At 36.2% G+C, this 16,851-nt stretch carries 13 protein-coding genes; 12 read left to right on the top strand and 1 reads right to left on the bottom strand.

All coding sequences use genetic code 11. The features are described 5' to 3' along the window. The first annotated feature begins 100 nt into the window (after window positions 1-100). From dnaE to HNQ94_RS02585, 8 genes are all read left to right on the top strand, one after another. Entirely contained in the window at window positions 101-3,484 is a 3,384-nt protein-coding gene (dnaE, locus tag HNQ94_RS02620; RefSeq protein WP_174494358.1) for a DNA polymerase III subunit alpha, read from the top strand. A gap of 267 nt (window positions 3,485-3,751) precedes the next feature. Then, window positions 3,752-4,966, top strand: a complete 1,215-nt coding sequence (ystJ, locus tag HNQ94_RS02615) for an NADP-dependent malic enzyme (RefSeq protein WP_174494735.1) — start codon at window positions 3,752-3,754, stop codon at window positions 4,964-4,966. 50 nt (window positions 4,967-5,016) lie between these two features. Beyond that, complete coding sequence (locus tag HNQ94_RS02610) at window positions 5,017-5,655, top strand: FadR/GntR family transcriptional regulator (RefSeq protein WP_174494359.1); 639 nt, start codon at window positions 5,017-5,019, stop codon at window positions 5,653-5,655. 107 nt (window positions 5,656-5,762) lie between these two features. Further along, window positions 5,763-6,623 (top strand): acetyl-CoA carboxylase, carboxyltransferase subunit beta, encoded by an 861-nt coding sequence (gene accD / locus HNQ94_RS02605; RefSeq protein ID WP_174494360.1) that lies wholly within the window; start codon window positions 5,763-5,765, stop codon window positions 6,621-6,623. Continuing rightward, entirely contained in the window at window positions 6,620-7,585 is a 966-nt protein-coding gene (gene accA / locus HNQ94_RS02600; RefSeq protein WP_174494361.1) for an acetyl-CoA carboxylase carboxyl transferase subunit alpha, read from the top strand. The genes accD and accA overlap by 4 nt, the downstream gene beginning before the upstream one ends. A 321-nt stretch (window positions 7,586-7,906) precedes the next feature. Then, the gene (gene pfkA / locus HNQ94_RS02595) at window positions 7,907-8,866 is read left to right on the top strand and encodes a 6-phosphofructokinase (RefSeq protein ID WP_174494362.1); all 960 of its coding nucleotides are present in this window, start codon (window positions 7,907-7,909) and stop codon (window positions 8,864-8,866) included. A 35-nt stretch (window positions 8,867-8,901) separates the two neighbouring features. Then, entirely contained in the window at window positions 8,902-10,662 is a 1,761-nt protein-coding gene (gene pyk / locus HNQ94_RS02590; RefSeq protein ID WP_174494363.1) for a pyruvate kinase, read from the top strand. Between the two features lie 220 nt (window positions 10,663-10,882). After that, on the top strand, window positions 10,883-11,281 hold the full coding sequence (locus HNQ94_RS02585) for an FxsA family protein (protein WP_174494364.1): 399 nt from the start codon (window positions 10,883-10,885) through the stop codon (window positions 11,279-11,281). Between the two features lie 66 nt (window positions 11,282-11,347). Here the strand turns inward: HNQ94_RS02585 and ytvI are convergent, their stop codons facing one another. Continuing rightward, a complete protein-coding gene (gene ytvI, locus HNQ94_RS02580) occupies window positions 11,348-12,463 on the bottom strand; it encodes a sporulation integral membrane protein YtvI (RefSeq protein WP_174494365.1) in 1,116 nt (371 codons plus the stop codon). A gap of 149 nt (window positions 12,464-12,612) precedes the next feature. Between ytvI and HNQ94_RS02575 the strand changes: the two genes are divergently transcribed. From HNQ94_RS02575 to mdh, 4 genes are all read left to right on the top strand, one after another. Further along, window positions 12,613-13,086 (top strand): DUF441 domain-containing protein, encoded by a 474-nt coding sequence (locus HNQ94_RS02575; protein ID WP_174494366.1) that lies wholly within the window; start codon window positions 12,613-12,615, stop codon window positions 13,084-13,086. Window positions 13,087-13,309: 223 nt separating this feature from the next. Next, window positions 13,310-14,425, top strand: coding sequence for a citrate synthase (gene citZ / locus HNQ94_RS02570; protein ID WP_174494367.1), 1,116 nt, complete (start codon window positions 13,310-13,312; stop codon window positions 14,423-14,425). 128 nt (window positions 14,426-14,553) lie between these two features. Beyond that, window positions 14,554-15,825, top strand: a complete 1,272-nt coding sequence (icd, locus tag HNQ94_RS02565) for an NADP-dependent isocitrate dehydrogenase (RefSeq protein ID WP_174494368.1) — start codon at window positions 14,554-14,556, stop codon at window positions 15,823-15,825. A 35-nt stretch (window positions 15,826-15,860) separates the two neighbouring features. Next, window positions 15,861-16,799, top strand: a complete 939-nt coding sequence (gene mdh / locus HNQ94_RS02560; protein ID WP_174494369.1) for a malate dehydrogenase — start codon at window positions 15,861-15,863, stop codon at window positions 16,797-16,799. Window positions 16,800-16,851 lie beyond the last annotated feature (52 nt).

Genomic DNA, 16,851 nt, shown 5'->3' with positions numbered 1-16,851 from the left:
TATGGGAGACGTTGGACATGTATGATATCGATTTAATGGTTCGATAGATTAGGCTATAATAAAGAAGTAATGAATAAGAACGATAAAGGTGTGATCTCGATTGGGGTTTGTACATCTACAAGTACATAGTGGATATAGTTTTATGAAAAGTACATTAACGGTAGACAAGCTTGTTGTGGGTGCTAAACAAAAAGGGTTTACCTCAATCGCACTAACCGATGAGCATGTTTTACATGGTGCCGTTCAGTTTTATAAGAAGTGTATGGAGGAAGGGTTAAAACCTATTATTGGTTTGAAATTGAGGGTTAAAGTGGGAAATGAAACAACAACAAGCACAGAACCTGACTCTACTTTCTTTATCATTCTTCTCGCAAAATCGAACAAAGGTTATCAACAGCTATTAGAATTGTCTACACAGGTTGGATTACAAGAAACAGATGCCTTGTTTATAGAAGAAATAGTAGAACTTACTAGTGATTTATTTGTCGTTTTACCGGTACAGCAAAAACCTTTTTCTCTTCCTCTGATGGATAGAAAAATGGATTTTTTTGATCGTACAGTAAATCAATTAAGAGACAGTGTGCCTAATAATCATTTTTACGTTGGTATTCAAGAACATCATAATGAAGAAAAGAGAATAGTAAATACAGTTGTTAAAGAATATTGTGAAGCTAAGGGGCAAGAAGGTGTAGTCTTACAAGATGTGAGGTATTTACAAGCGGAGGATTATCTTGCTTATGACTGTTTGCAGCACATAAGAGAACAAAAAAAGTGGTCTCATGACAAACCAATGCCCGAATCAAAATATCGCCATTTAGTTTCGGCATCGGAAATAGAAGGAGATTATCTTGATTTTTGGCCAAATGCAATTGAGAATAGCGTGAAAATTGCAGAGAAGTGTAATGTAACGTTAACGTTTAACCAACAAATTCTGCCTTCGTATCCAACACCTAATGAAATGACTTCTAGGCAATATTTACAAAAGCTATGCCTAGAAAGTATGAACGAAAGGTTTACAGCAGTCGAACCAAAAGTAGTCGATAGATTAAACTATGAGTTAGAAGTTATTAACAAGATGGATTTCAATGATTACTTTTTGATTGTGTGGGACTTTATGAATTTTGCTAGAAATAATGATATATTGACTGGTCCAGGAAGGGGATCAGCTGCCGGATCGCTAGTCTCTTATTTACTCAAAATTACAGATGTAGATCCGATAGAAAACGAATTATTGTTTGAACGATTTTTAAACCCTGAGAGAATAAGTATGCCAGATATTGATATTGACTTTTCAGATCATAGAAGAGATGAAGTAATCAAATATGTTCAACAGAAGTATGGGCAGGAAAGAGTCGCTCAGATTGTTACATTCGGTACATTTGGTACAAGGTCACTATTAAGAGAGTTAATAAAAACAATGAGTATTGATACACAGGAGGCTGCTTTCTTATTAAAATCTATTCCGCAGCAATCGGCATCTCTTGAAAGCATCGTTAGGGAATCCCAGGAATTAAAAGACTATGTAAAGCAATCTGAAAAACTAAAGTTAATGTTTAAAATTGCCTTTAAATTAGAAGGACTCCCAAGACATCACTCTACTCATGCTGCAGGTGTTATTATTAGTAAAGAAAAATTAACAAATCTTGTTCCGCTTATGAAAGGGCATCAAGAAATTGCTTTAACACAGTTTCCAATGGGAGATCTAGAGGAAATAGGTTTATTAAAGATGGACTTTCTTGGTTTAAGAAATCTTTCCTTGATGGAACAAATTGTGAAACGAATACAACGAAAAAAGGATAAGAACTTTAACCTTGACCAAATTCCATTACAAGATGCCAAAACATTTAAACTACTTCAAGAAGGAAAAACAACAGGAGTATTCCAATTAGAATCTGCAGGTATGAGAAAGGTTTTGCAAGATTTAAAACCAACACAATTTGAGGATGTTGTTGCTGTAAATGCATTGTATCGACCAGGTCCAATGGAGTTTATTCCGAATTATATTAAGCGTAAACATGGTGAGGAAAAAGTGATATATCCTCATGCGGATTTAAAACCTATTTTAGAAAAAACGTTTGGTGTTCTCATATATCAAGAACAAATTATGCAAATTGCTAACCGTTTTGCTGGGTTATCGTTGGGAGAAGCAGATTCTTTAAGAAGGGCGATAAGCAAAAAGAATAAAGAGGTTATTCAAAGAGAGAAGGCTAAGTTTAGAACTGGATGTATACAAAATGGCTACTCTAGTCAAGTTGCAGATGAAGTATACGATTGGATAGAGCGTTTTGCCAATTATGGATTTAATCGTAGTCACGCTGTAGCCTATAGCAAAATTGCCTATCAACTCGCTTATTTAAAAGCACATTATCCATCTTTCTTTTTTGCAGCACTATTAAGTTCTGTATCATTTGATCAAGAAAAAGTACGGCAATATATAAGAGAAGCAAATCAATTTGGTATTAAAGTGTTACCACCATCTATAAATCATAGTTTAGGGATTTTTACAGTAGAGAATACTGGTTCTATTAGAATGGCACTGCCAGTAGTTAAAGGTGTTGGAAAACAAGCGATAGAAGAAATTTTACGTGTGAGAAAGGATAAGCCTTTCCAATCAATATTTGATTTTTGTCAAAGAGTATCCTTAAAAACAATTAATCGATCCATTATGGAGTCGTTGGTTCTAGCGGGAGCCTTCGATGAAACAAATATAAACCGTGCAACTTTACTTGCATCCTTAGACCAAGCAATTGAACAAGGAGAGTTATTTGGTGGGTTAAATAACCAAGATTCTTTATTTGGGGATGACCTTCTCTTGGAACCATCCTATACAGAGACAGAGAATTTTCCACCTTTGAAACAACTGGCTTTTGAAAAAGAAGTATTGGGCATGTATTTGTCTAGCCACCCGCTATCTTCTTTTCGAAACAAGCTACAAGCTAATGGATATCATCCATTAGCAACAATAAAAGAGTTTCATATAGGGAATAATGCTAAAAGTGTAGTAGCCGTTCAAGATATTAAGGTTATTCGTACAAAACGTGGTGACTCAATGGCTTTTGTTACAATTGCGGATGAAACAGATGAAATGGAAGGTGTTATATTTCCAAATCTATATAGGGAAATAAACAGATGGTTAAAGGAAGAAATGATCATCTTTATATCGGGAAAAGTAGAAATTCGCCAAAATCGCCCGCAGTGGCTAATTAATGAGGTAAAACCTTTTAAATCTGATGAATTAAAAAAGGAAACAAATCATAATCGTATGTATGTAAAATTTTCACATGAAGATGAGCGGGCGCAACTAAGTTATTTAAAAGATGTATCTCATCTATTCCCTGGTTCGACTCCGGTTGTTGTACACTCGACGATAAGAAATGAAACGTTTCAGTTGGCTTCAACGTACAATATATCTCCTAGTCAACCATGCATGAAAAAGTTGAAAGAATATTTTGGTGAAGAATTTGTTGTATTACAACGTTTATAGTAGACGTTACAGTTGTAGCGTCTTTCTTTTTACACTTTACCTAGTAAAGAGTAGAAGGATAAGTATTTCTACTAGTTAGTTAAAATTACTACTCCTGTTTCTGTTGTGAATAAAACAATTTCTTTACTTTACACATATGTACCATTTGTTATAATGTAGTAGTCTAGTTTAGTGGTCTGACCAATTTAGGTTTCATATAAAAGTTAATCTGTATTGTAAATAAAGGAGCGATTGTTTGTGACCAATTTAAAAGAAGAAGCACTACATATGCATAGAGTAAATCAAGGTAAATTAGCTACACACTCAAAGGTACCTGTTAAAAACACAAGGGATCTCAGTCTTGCTTATTCCCCAGGTGTAGCTGAACCATGTAAAGCTATCTATGATAAGAAAGAAGACGTTTATGAATATACAATGAAAGGTAACATGGTTGCAGTAGTAAGTGATGGTTCTGCTGTATTAGGTTTAGGAAATATTGGTCCAGAAGCAGCCTTACCTGTTATGGAAGGAAAAGCCGCATTATTTAAAAGTTTTGCAGGTGTAGATGCCTTTCCAATCTGTTTAAATACGCGCGATATTGATCAAATCGTTCAAACAGTTAAGCTTATGGAGCCTACTTTCGGCGGAGTTAACTTAGAAGACATTGCTGCGCCTAGCTGTTTTATTATTGAAGAGCGTTTGAAAAAAGAAACGAACATTCCTATTTTTCATGACGACCAACATGGAACGGCAATCGTTACAGTGGCTGGATTAATTAATGCACTTAAAGTAGTAAATAAAACCTTTTCCAATATAAAGGTTGTAGCTAACGGAGCAGGAGCTGCAGGTATTGCAATTATAAAACTGTTATATCATTTTGGTGTTAGAGATATTATCATGTGTGATTCAAAGGGTGCTATATACGAAGGTCGTAATGAAGGCATGAACGAAGTGAAAGATGAAATTGCTGCTATTACGAATAAAGATAAATTGCATGGCTCACTTGAAGAGGTAATTAAAGGAGCAGATGTATTTATTGGTGTTTCTGTTGGTGGACTTTTATCGAAAGAAATGGTTAGAAGTATGAATGACGATTCTATTATTTTTGCAATGGCAAACCCTGATCCTGAAATTATGCCAGAAGATGCAAAAGAGGCTGGTGCAAAAGTAATTGGTACAGGACGTTCAGATTTTCCAAACCAAGTAAATAATGTTTTAGCTTTCCCTGGAATTTTTAGAGGAGCTTTAGATATAAGAGCAACTAGAATCAACGAGAAAATGAAAATTGCAGCGGCTGAAGCAATTGCTGCTTTAGTCGATGAGAAGGATTTGAATCCAGACTATGTTATACCTGCCCCATTTGATCCTCGCGTAGCGCCTGCAGTAGCGGCAAGTGTTGCAAGGGCAGCAATGGAATCAGGGGTTGCAAGACATCAAAAGGATCCAGAAGAAATTGCGGAGAAAACGAGAAGGTTAGCTTTAATAGATGAAACAGGCTTGTAAAAGAACCTGATATATCTTTTGATTACTTGTTCCCTTCAAATGAGGAGGAAATGAAAGCAGTGACTGAAAACTCCAAGGCAAAAGTATACCAAGAAGTTTTAGAGCAAATAAGGAAGTTTATTGAACAAAACGATCTATCACCTGGGGATCGTCTTCCTTCTGAACGATATTTAGCCGAAACATTAAATGCAGGCCGGTCGTCCGTTCGTGAGGCCTTAAGAGCACTTGAGCTATTGGGATTAATTGAAACAAAGCAAGGGGAGGGTACGTTTTTAAAAACGTACCGCCCATATCATACTGTGGAAATTTTATCGACATTCATCTTGCACGAGTCCCGTACAAGAGAAGAGCTACTGGAAGTGAAGAAATTGCTAGAGCAACAAGCCGCTCAAATTGCTATGCAGCATATAACTGAAAAACATTTAATCGAGCTTAAACAGAACTTAGAGGAGCAGGAGTCAGGTAATGAAAAACACTTTCACTTCTTTTTTAAACTGTTTACGATGTCAAACAATAATCTGTTATTGAAGGTATGGCAGTTGATTGAAGAATTTTCCCGAACAGTTCATGCAATTGAGTATGCAAAAAGTTTATATATTCAGCTATTAGATGCTATTTATGCAAAACAGAAAGAAAAAGTAGAAGAAATTATTGAGCAATTATATGAAAATATTTGTCGAAAAGTATAAGACAAGCTTTTACAATCTTTACATATCTTTTGCTTTATACTTAGTTAAGTTTAGGTCTAGTTATAAAGTAATTAGCTGAGTTGTTATTGTTAAAAGGAGGAATTGGCTTGCTTAAAGATTTTTTTAGCAAGAAGAAAAAGTATGCAACAATACCCCGCGAAGAAGCCAAGCAAGATGTACCTGAAGGGTTGATGCAAAAATGTCCACAATGCAAAAAAATCTTTTATCGTAAAGAAGTACATAAACATTTAAAAGTTTGTCCAAATTGTGGTTACCATCATCCATTAACGGCTTGGGAAAGAATAGACTCCTTATTTGACGAAAATACATTTGTTGAATGGGATAAAAATATGATTTCTGAAAATCCTTTAGATTTTCCAGATTATGCGGAGAAGTTGGAAAAGGATAGAAAAAAGTCTGGATTAAATGAAGCAGTTGTAACTGGTAAAGGTAAAATTAATGGTTTTCCATCAGCTGTAGCTATAATGGATTCAAGATATAGAATGGGTAGTATGGGTTCTGTAGTTGGAGAGAAAATTGCAAGAGCAATAGAAAACGCGAAAGAGGAAAATCTACCTTTTATCATTTTCACAGCTTCTGGAGGAGCACGTATGCAGGAGGGTGTTTTAAGCCTAATGCAAATGACAAAAACGTCCATTGCTATTGAACGTTTTAGCGAAGCTGGTGGTTTAATGATCTCCATTATGACACACCCAACAACCGGTGGTGTTTCGGCTAGTTTTGCTTCGTTAGGAGATTTTAATTTTGCTGAACCGGGTGCTCTTATTGGCTTTGCAGGTCGGAGAATAATTGAACAAACAATTAGAGAAAAATTGCCAGAAGATTTCCAGACGGCTGAATTTTTATTAAAGCATGGCCAGTTAGATAGGGTTATTCATAGGCAGGAAATGAAAGAAATGTTGACAACATTACTTGATATACACCAGCCAGGAGGTGTTTCGGAGTGAAAGATCAAGTTTTACCATTTGAGAAACCAGTAGTGGAACTAAAACAAAAAATTGCAGAACTTAAAAAGTTTACAAGTGATAGCGATATAGATCTGAGCTCTGAAATCCAAAAGTTAGAAGACCGTCTTGAAAAGCTAGTAGAAGAAGTCTATGGAAACATGCAGCCGTGGGACCGAGTTCAAATGGCCCGTCATCCTCAACGACCGACTACTTTAGATTATATTCAAGAAATCTTTGAAGATTTTATTGAATTACATGGTGACAGACTTTATGGTGATGATGAGGCAATTGTTGCTGGTGTAGCTAAGTATAAAGGGACTCCTATCACAGTAATTGGTCACCAACGTGGTAAAGATACGAAAGAAAACATTCGGAGAAACTTTGGTATGCCTCATCCAGAAGGATACCGAAAAGCATTACGGCTCATGAAGCAAGCCGATAAATTTAAACGTCCAATTATTTGTTTTATTGATACTAAAGGAGCATACCCAGGAAAGGCTGCAGAAGAACGGGGGCAAAGTGAGGCCATAGCTAGAAACTTAAAGGAAATGGCTGGTTTGAAAGTACCGATCATCTGTATTGTAATAGGAGAAGGTGGAAGTGGTGGTGCATTAGCTCTAGGTGTAGGTGACCGAATTCATATGCTAGAAAACTCCACTTATTCTGTTATTTCTCCTGAGGGTGCAGCAGCATTATTGTGGAAGGATTCAAACCTTGCTCAAAAGGCTGCAGAAACAATGAAAATCACTTCATATGATCTAAAGGAATTAAATATTATAGATGAAATTATTCCTGAATTAAAGGGTGGAGCTCACCGTAACATTAAGGAGCAAGCCAAAAATATAGATAAAGTTTTACATGCTTCCCTTCAAGAGTTGATTTCTTTATCGAGTGAGGAATTATTAGAAAAAAGATGGGAAAAATATAAAAATATTGGAAAGTATACTACTTTATCTTCATAATGAATGTGTAAAGTGCAATCTGTTGATTGCACTTTATTTTTACTTATGGGAGTTTTAGTTGAATCGTGTTAAGGGAAAAATGTTAAGAAAGGTTCAATTGTTTCCTACTTTTATTTTTAATATTATTGTACATTCTATAGGTAGAGGAAAAATAGAGGGTTTAGTAATTTTATAATATAATGAAAATGTTAAAAAAAGATAAATTTCTTCACTTTCCTTCAATTGTTTCTTAAAATTGTATATAGTTACGGTAGGAGAGCGTAAACGTTTTCGGTATAGTTAGTAAATCAGCTTGCGAAAAGAAAAATAGAGGTGATAAACATGAAAAAAATTGGTGTTCTAACTAGTGGTGGTGATGCACCAGGAATGAATGCAGCTGTACGTTCGGTAGTAAGAAAAGGAATCTACCATGGTATAGAAGTGTATGGTATATACTATGGTTATCAAGGTTTAATTAATGGTGATATAGAGAAAATGGAGCTGGGATCTGTAGGGGATATTATTCACCGTGGAGGTACTAAACTATTTACTTCACGTTGCCCAGAATTCAAAACAGATGAAGGGCAAATGAAAGGTATCGAACAAATGAAAAAGCTAGGTATTGAGGGGCTTGTCGTAATTGGAGGAGACGGTTCCTTTAGAGGTGCTAAAAAATTAACAGAAAAAGGATTTCCATGCATTGGAGTTCCAGGAACAATAGATAATGATATCCCAGGGACAGATTTTACAATCGGTTTTGATACAGCATTAAACACCATTATAGATGCCGTAGATAAAATTCGAGATACGGCAACATCCCATGAACGTACATATGTGATAGAGGTAATGGGTAGAGATGCTGGAGATTTAGCATTATGGGCTGGTTTGTCTGCAGGAGCTGAATCGGTACTAATACCTGAGAAAAAAGAAGATTTCCATGATATTGTGGATCGAGTTAAAAGAGGTCATGATAGAGGGAAACGCCATAGTATTATAATCGTAGCTGAAGGTGTTGGTAGTGGTGTTGACTATGCAAAAAAAATACAAACAGAATTGAATTTGGAAACAAGGGTAACCGTATTAGGTCATACCCAAAGAGGCGGATCACCGACTGCGTTTGACCGTGTTTTAGCAAGTCGCCTAGGGGCGAAAGCTGTTGATTTACTCATGGAGGGTAAAGGCGGAAGAATGGTAGGAATTCAAAGTAATCAAGTTGTTGATCATGATATTTTAGAAGCCTTAAACCTTAAACGTGAACCAGAAATGTCAATGTATCAACTTTCTTTAGAACTATCTATTTAGTAGGGAAAGTTTTGTGAATATAGAGGAGGATCATTGTGAAAAAAACAAAAATCGTATGTACCATTGGACCTGCATCAGAGTCAGTAGAAACACTTGTAAAGCTTATGGAAGCTGGGATGAATGTAGCTCGTTTAAATTTTTCCCACGGAGATCATGAAGAACATAAGCAGCGTATTGTGAATATTCGAGAGGCTGCAAAAGTTTCTAATAAGACTATTGCCATATTGTTAGACACAAAAGGACCAGAAATTCGTACAGGTAACATGAAAAACGGTGAGGTTTCGTTAGAGAGAAATCAAGAGATTAATATTTCTATGCAAGAAGTAGAAGGTGATAACGAGCGTTTTTCTGTTACATATCCAGGGTTAGTAGAAGATGTGCACGAAGGATCAAAAATTTTATTAGATGATGGTCTAATTGAATTAGAAGTTCTTGAGGTAAACAAAGTTCAAGGTGAAATAAGAACGAAAATACTAAATTCTGGTGTCCTTAAAAATAAAAAAGGGGTAAATGTTCCAAATGTAAGTGTTAATTTACCTGGGATTACAGAAAAAGACGCAAACGATATTTTATTTGGTATTGAACAAGGTGTGGATTTCATTGCTGCTTCTTTCGTCCGCAGACCTTCTGATGTATTAGAAATCCGAGAATTATTAGAAAAACACAAAGCAGAAGATATTCACATCATTCCTAAAATTGAAAATCGTGAAGGTGTAGAAAACATAGATGATATTTTAGAAGTTAGTGATGGTTTAATGGTAGCGCGAGGTGACCTAGGGGTAGAAATTCCTCCTGAAGAGGTACCACTTGTACAAAAAAGGTTGATCAACAAGTGTAATACAGCTGGGAAGCCCGTTATAACTGCTACGCAAATGTTAGATTCTATGCAACGCAACCCTCGTCCAACAAGAGCAGAAGCGAGTGATGTTGCTAATGCTATCTTTGACGGAACCGATGCCATTATGCTTTCAGGTGAAACAGCTGCAGGATTATATCCTGTGGAAGCGGTGCAAACAATGTATAATATTGCTGTTCATGCGGAAAGTGCATTAGATCATAAAGCAATTTTTGATAAAAGAGCAAAAGATGTAGATGTAACGATCACAAATATTATAAGTCAATCAGTTTCTTATGCTGCAGAAAACTTGAAGGTTAGTGCTATCTTAACACCAACAGAAAGTGGACATACTGCAAGAATGATTTCAAAATATCGCCCGAAAGCACCAATTATTGCAGTTACAGCTCGTGACAGAGTTTTCCGTCAGTTATCTTTAGTTTGTGGGGTTTATGCAGTTAAGGGAACTACGGTTAATACGACAGATGAAATGTTAGATTTAGCTATAGACAGAGGTCTTTCTACAGATCTATTCAAACGTGGCGATAAAGTAATTATTACAGCAGGTGTACCGGTAGGCGAAAGTGGAACAACGAACTTAATGAAGGTACATGTGGTAGGAGATGTGCTGGCAAAAGGACAAGGTATTGGACAAAAGAGCGCATTCGGTAAAGCTGTTCTAGCACATAACGCAAGTGAAGCATTAGAAAAAGTATCCCAAGGAGATATTCTAATTACACAAGCAACAGACAAAGATATGATTGCTGCAATCGAGAAAGCCGGTGGAATTGTAACAGAAGAGGGCGGATTGACTTCTCATGCAGCGGTTGTTGGATTGAGCCTAGGTATTCCAGTTATTGTTGGAATCCAAAATGCTCTATCTGTAATAGAAGATGGAAGCGAAATTACGATAGACGCTGGCCGTGGTGACATTTATAAAGGTCATGCAAGTGTTCTTTAAGATCCTATAGTAAAAAAGGAGAAGGTTATACCTTCTCCTTTTTGTACATGCAAATCTATTAGTATTAACGGGAGCGGTTTTGGCTGACATAAGGAACATGATTAGGTAATATAAGTAATATAAATGGACAAGGCTTATTTTTTTACGAAAGACTAGGTAAGAATAAAGTGACAGTAAAAACCTAAAGGAAAAGCTAAGTTTTCCAAAAGGAGCCATGAAAATGTTTCGAGTTCTTTTTGTGTTGATTGTTGTACTCTCTGCTTTAGAGATTGGTGTTTTTGTTTGGCTTGGGAACTTGTTTAGTGTGTGGTTCGTTATATTCGGTATTATTTTCACGGGATTATTAGGGGCCTATCTAGCCAAGAAACAAGGCGTTGAAGCTTTGAACAGAGCAAGAGAGCAAATGAATTACGGGAATTTTCCGAGAGAAGAAATTTTTGATGGACTTTCCATTTTTGTAGGGGCTATTTTATTATTTACTCCAGGATTTATAACCGATACAATTGGATTTATTTTATTATTTCCTTTTACAAGATATCCAATTAAGCGTTGGATGAAAGATGTTGTACGTACGATGATTCGTAAAGGTTCTATCACCATTTTTAAAGGGTGGAAATAACAAAAAGGATGAAGCCTATAGGGCTTCATCCTTTTTTGATGATAAGAGTGGTTATCATTCAAATAACTAGTCACTTTTTCCCTTAATATAGTCCCAAATTTCCTTTATCACCCCTGTACGATATAGCGTGTTTAACACAACTAAGATAACAGGACCAATAATTAATCCGAGAAAGCCAAACAACTTATAGCCAGCAAACAAAGCAATTAATGTGGCTAGTGGATCTAGACCAATATTAGTTGACAGTACTTTGGGCTCCATTAATTGTCTTTGGACGATAACGATTATATACAAAATAGATAAACCAATGGTCAAAAAATAATTACCAGTAAAAAACATGTATAATATCCAGGGAACGAACACTAAACCGGTACCTAAATAAGGGAGTAGATCGACTGCACCGATTATGAGTGCTAAGGTAATAGCGTAATCCACGCGTAAAATGAGCAAGCCAATTAATACGATAACAGCTGTGATGGAGATTAACGTTAGCTGTGCTTTTACAAATCCTAGCAGGGCAGATTGTAAACCTTTAATAACAGTACTACTGGAGCTTGCCACTTTATTTGGAGTTATTTTTTTATATGCATCTACTAGTTTGTACCAATCTTTACTAATAAAAAAAGTGCCTAATAAGGAAAAAATAATGACAGTAGCAAAATTGGGAATGCCAGCTATTTGTTCAGGAATCCACGTTAAAATGTTCTTTAATACCTCTTGTCCTGTTGCGGTGATACTAGCACCAATATTCCTGATTTGTTCCATAACCTGTGTCTGTTGAGAGGGATCTAAACTACTAATGATGGAGCTCAGACGTTCATAAATAGGAATGACCTGTGCAGCAATAATTTCTTGGAAATAATTCACTAGTTCTTCAAAATATTTTGGGACTTCCTTGGCTAAGTGAGTGGTGCCATTAATAATTTCCACTACTAGTATCGTAATAATGCCTATAATAAAGGCAAGTATTAATAAGATTGTTATAAAAACAGCAAGGGGCCGAGGCATTTTAGCATTATGCTGCAAAAAATTCACTAAAGGATTCATGAGAAAAGCTAGTAAAAAAGCAAAAATAAATGGGTATGTATATCTTGATAAGTATATAGCTAGAAAGCCGACACTAAATATAACAGCAATAACGACGATAAATCTTATTAATCGATAAAAATGGACTGTTTGCAAGTGTTTACCTCCTTTACTAGTTATTAGTATAATTTTATCCATAAATGTGTTAGATATTTCTTTACTAAGGCTTGCCAATCCGCAAGTTTTCTAATATGTTATGATACGATTCACCTAATCATGAATGAATTTGGAAGGGACTGTGTGACATGTTTTCGCAGCCAACGCTATTTTTATTTATATTATTAGCATTAGGATATATTGCTAAAAATCAAGCAATTATGGTAGCTGTTTATATCCTGCTCGGTGTTAAACTGTTTAATGTAGAAGATAAAATACTACCCTATTTTGAGGCAAAAGGATTAACTTGGGGAATAATTATTATTACGATAGCCGTATTTGCTCCTATTGCTTCTGGAGATATTGGCTTCAAAGACTTACTCGATAGCGTTAAGTCTTACTATGCTTGGATTTGTCTGGCAGCTGGGATGTTCGTGGCTTATGTTGCGCGGGGAGGACTAGATCTTTTAGCAAATGACCCACACCTCACTGCTGCGTTGATTATTGGTACTATTTTAGGAATTGTTATTTTTAACGGAATAGCTGTTGGGCCTCTCATTGGTGCAGGGATAGCTGTTATTCTAATGAAGATGGTAGATTTTGTTTTGCATCTATTTGCTTGAGTGAATAGCTTGATACAATTATGGAGACCTTTATATAAGTAATGAGAAGGAATATAAGCAAATTTAAATTAGTTGAATATATAAAAGATTTCACATTCAATTGAATTTTGTTTATAATTGTCTTTGTGGAACATTATTTTAGAAAACAGTTTATTTCATAAAAGCGTTTTCTTTTAAGTAAATCACAAAAATGGGGAAATTTTATAGAGAAGGAGAGAGATTCATGGCAGGAACAAAGGGACTTGAAGGAATAGTTGCTACAGAATCATCAATCAGTTCTATAATTGATGATCAACTTACATACGTAGGTTATACGATTGATGACCTTGCTGAAAACTCAAGCTTCGAGGAAGTTATTTTTTTACTATGGAACAAAAGACTACCTAAGGAAGATGAGTTAAACGCTCTAAAGAAAGAACTAGCAGATAACATGGAGTTACCGAAAGAAGTTATTGATCACCTTAAATCGTATGACTTGAAAACAGTTCATCCAATGGCAGCTCTTCGTACAGCTGTATCCATGCTTGGTCTATATGATGAGGAAGCGGACGATATGGAAGAAGCAGCTAATCAACGTAAAGCAGTTCGATTACAAGCAAAAATGCCAGCAATTGTTGCTGCTTTTGCACGTATTCGTCAAGGTTTAGAGCCAGTAGCACCTCGTGGCGATTTAAGCTTTGCGGCTAACTTCTTATTTATGCTAAATGATAAAGCTCCCGAGTCTATTGAAGAAGAAGCTATAAATAAAGCTTTAGTACTTCATGCTGACCACGAACTAAATGCTTCAACATTCACTGCACGTGTTTGTGTAGCGACTTTATCAGATATATATTCAGGGATTACAGCTGCGATCGGAGCTTTAAAAGGACCACTTCATGGTGGAGCTAACGAACGCGTTATGAAAATGCTTACGGAAATTGGTGATCCTGATAAGGCACTTGATTACTTAAAAGAAAAGTTAGCTAATAAAGAAAAGATTATGGGAATGGGGCATCGTGTTTATCGACACGGCGATCCTCGTGCAAAGCATTTGAAAAAAATGTCTGAGCATTTAACAGACTTAACAGGACAATCAAAATGGTATGATATGTCTGTTCAAATTGAAGAATACATGAAGAAGGAAAAAGGTCTACCTGCAAATGTAGATTTCTATTCTGCTTCTGTTTATCATAGCTTAGGAATTGACCACGATTTATTTACACCAATTTTTGCAGTAAGTCGTGTATCTGGTTGGTTAGCTCATATTTTAGAACAATATGAGAATAATCGTTTAATTCGTCCGCGTGCTGAATATGTTGGACCGAATACACAAAGCTATGTTTCTATTGAAAATCGTTAATTTACGCTCATAAGTAACGTGTAAGTGGCGTATTTGTTTCTATACAGTCATTGTTTAATAGAGGCCGGTTATACCGGCTCTCTTCATGTTTTTATATAATAAGATATATGAATTAGGGAGGTTTTCTTATGTCAGAAGCACAAAAAATTACTGTTGAAAACGGTCAGATGAATGTTCCAAATAACCCTGTAATTCCATTTATTGAAGGAGATGGAATTGGTCCTGATATTTGGGCAGCAGCTTCACGAGTAATCGAAGCGGCAGTAGATAAAGCTTACAACGGCGAGAAGAAAATTGAGTGGAAAGAAGTATTGGCTGGGGAAAAAGCTTATAACAAAACTGGTGAATGGCTTCCAGCAGAAACATTAGATGTTATTCGTGATTATAAAATTGCAATTAAAGGACCTCTTACAACACCAATTGGTGGGGGAATTCGTTCTCTAAATGTTGCATTAAGACAAGAATTAGACTTATTCACTTGCCTACGTCCAGTACGTTATTTTGAAGGTGTACCTTCTCCGGTAAAACGTCCTGAAGATACGGACATGGTTATTTTCCGTGAAAACACAGAAGATATTTATGCAGGAATTGAATGGCAACAAGGTTCTGCTGAAGTGAAAAAAGTAATTGAATTCCTACAAAATGAAATGGGAGTACATAAAATTCGCTTCCCTGAAACTTCTGGTATTGGTATTAAACCTGTTTCAGCTGAGGGTACAAAGCGTCTTGTTCGTGCTGCTATTGAATATGCACTTAGAGAAGGCCGTAAAAGTGTAACGTTAGTTCACAAAGGAAACATTATGAAGTATACAGAAGGTTCCTTTAAGAACTGGGGCTATGAGTTAGCTGAAGAAGAGTTTGGTGAAAAAGTATTTACTTGGGCTCAATACGATAAAATCGTAGAAGAAAAAGGAAGAGACGCAGCTAATGAGGCACAAGATCAAGCTGAAAAAGCTGGGAAAATTATTGTAAAAGACGCTATCGCTGATATTTTCCTACAACAGATTTTAACTAGACCAAAAGAATTTGATGTTGTAGCAACAATGAACTTAAATGGTGACTATATTTCCGATGCACTTGCTGCTCAAGTAGGTGGTATTGGTATTGCTCCTGGAGCTAACATTAACTTTGAGTCTGGCCATGCTATTTTTGAAGCTACTCATGGAACGGCACCTAAATATGCTGGTCTTGATAAAGTAAACCCTTCCTCTGTTATCCTTTCTGGGGTACTTATGCTTGAACACCTTGGTTGGAGAGAAGCAGCAGAATTAGTAATTAAAGCAGTGGAAAAAACGATTGCAAGTAAAGTAGTAACGTATGACTTTGCTCGTCTAATGGATGGAGCTACAGAAGTAAAATGTTCTGAGTTCGGTGATGCTTTAATTAAAAACATGGGTTAATTAGTTAGAGCTTAGACATAAAAGGAGGACTTTTCATGGCTATTAAAAGAAAAAAAGTATCTGTTATTGGGGCAGGTTTTACAGGTGCTACTACTGCTTTAATGGTAGCTCAAAAAGAACTTGCAGATGTAGTTTTAGTTGATATTCCTAACATGGAAAACCCAACAAAAGGTAAAGCTTTAGATATGCTAGAGGCTAGTCCAGTTCAAGGATTTGATGCTAACATTATTGGAACATCAAACTATGAAGATACGAAAGACTCTGATATTGTCATCATTACAGCAGGTATTGCACGTAAGCCTGGCATGAGCAGAGATGATTTAGTAGCAACAAACGCCAAAATAATGAAAAGCGTCACACAACAAATTGTTAAGTATTCTCCAGAAACTTTTATTGTCGTTTTAACTAACCCAGTTGATGCAATGACTTACACTGTATTTAAAGAATCTGGATTTCCTAAGAACCGAGTTATTGGTCAATCCGGTGTACTTGATACTGCTCGCTTCCGTACCTTCGTAGCGCAGGAGCTAAACTTATCTGTAAAAGATATTACTGGCTTTGTGTTAGGTGGTCATGGTGATGACATGGTCCCATTAATTCGCTATTCTTATGCAGGTGGTATTCCATTACAAGCGCTGATTCCACAAGATCGAATAGATGCCATTGTGGAACGCACGCGTAAAGGTGGCGGAGAAATAGTCAATCTACTTGGTAATGGTAGTGCCTACTATGCACCTGCAGCAGCACTTACGGAAATGACGGAAGCAATCTTAAAGGATCAACGTCGTGTTCTTCCAGCTATTGCTTACCTTGAAGGTGAATATGGTTATGAAAATATTTATCTTGGAGTACCTACTATCTTAGGCGGTAATGGTATCGAAAAGATAGTGGAACTAGAACTAGAAGCAGAGGAAAAAGCGGCATTAGATAAATCAGTTGAGTCTGTTCAAAATGTAATGAAGGTATTACCATAATAAAAAAGTGATGCACCTTGAGTTACTAAGGGTCTTGGTGTTGGAGCTAACA

This window comes from Salirhabdus euzebyi (assembly GCF_014207435.1).
GTDB lineage: Bacteria > Bacillota > Bacilli > Bacillales > Alkalibacillaceae > Salirhabdus > Salirhabdus euzebyi.
Note: the sequence above shows the minus strand (reverse complement) of the source record. Positions and strands in the feature narration are given on the sequence as shown.

Coding starts and splice junctions, on each gene's coding strand:
- ystJ (WP_174494735.1), top strand. CDS start 3,752: ATGCATAGAGTAAATCAAGGTAAATTAGCTACACACTCAAAGGTACCT.
- HNQ94_RS02610 (WP_174494359.1), top strand. CDS start 5,017: ATGAAAGCAGTGACTGAAAACTCCAAGGCAAAAGTATACCAAGAAGTT.
- pfkA (WP_174494362.1), top strand. CDS start 7,907: ATGAAAAAAATTGGTGTTCTAACTAGTGGTGGTGATGCACCAGGAATG.
- HNQ94_RS02585 (WP_174494364.1), top strand. CDS start 10,883: ATGTTTCGAGTTCTTTTTGTGTTGATTGTTGTACTCTCTGCTTTAGAG.
- HNQ94_RS02575 (WP_174494366.1), top strand. CDS start 12,613: ATGTTTTCGCAGCCAACGCTATTTTTATTTATATTATTAGCATTAGGA.
- citZ (WP_174494367.1), top strand. CDS start 13,310: ATGGCAGGAACAAAGGGACTTGAAGGAATAGTTGCTACAGAATCATCA.
- icd (WP_174494368.1), top strand. CDS start 14,554: ATGTCAGAAGCACAAAAAATTACTGTTGAAAACGGTCAGATGAATGTT.
- mdh (WP_174494369.1), top strand. CDS start 15,861: ATGGCTATTAAAAGAAAAAAAGTATCTGTTATTGGGGCAGGTTTTACA.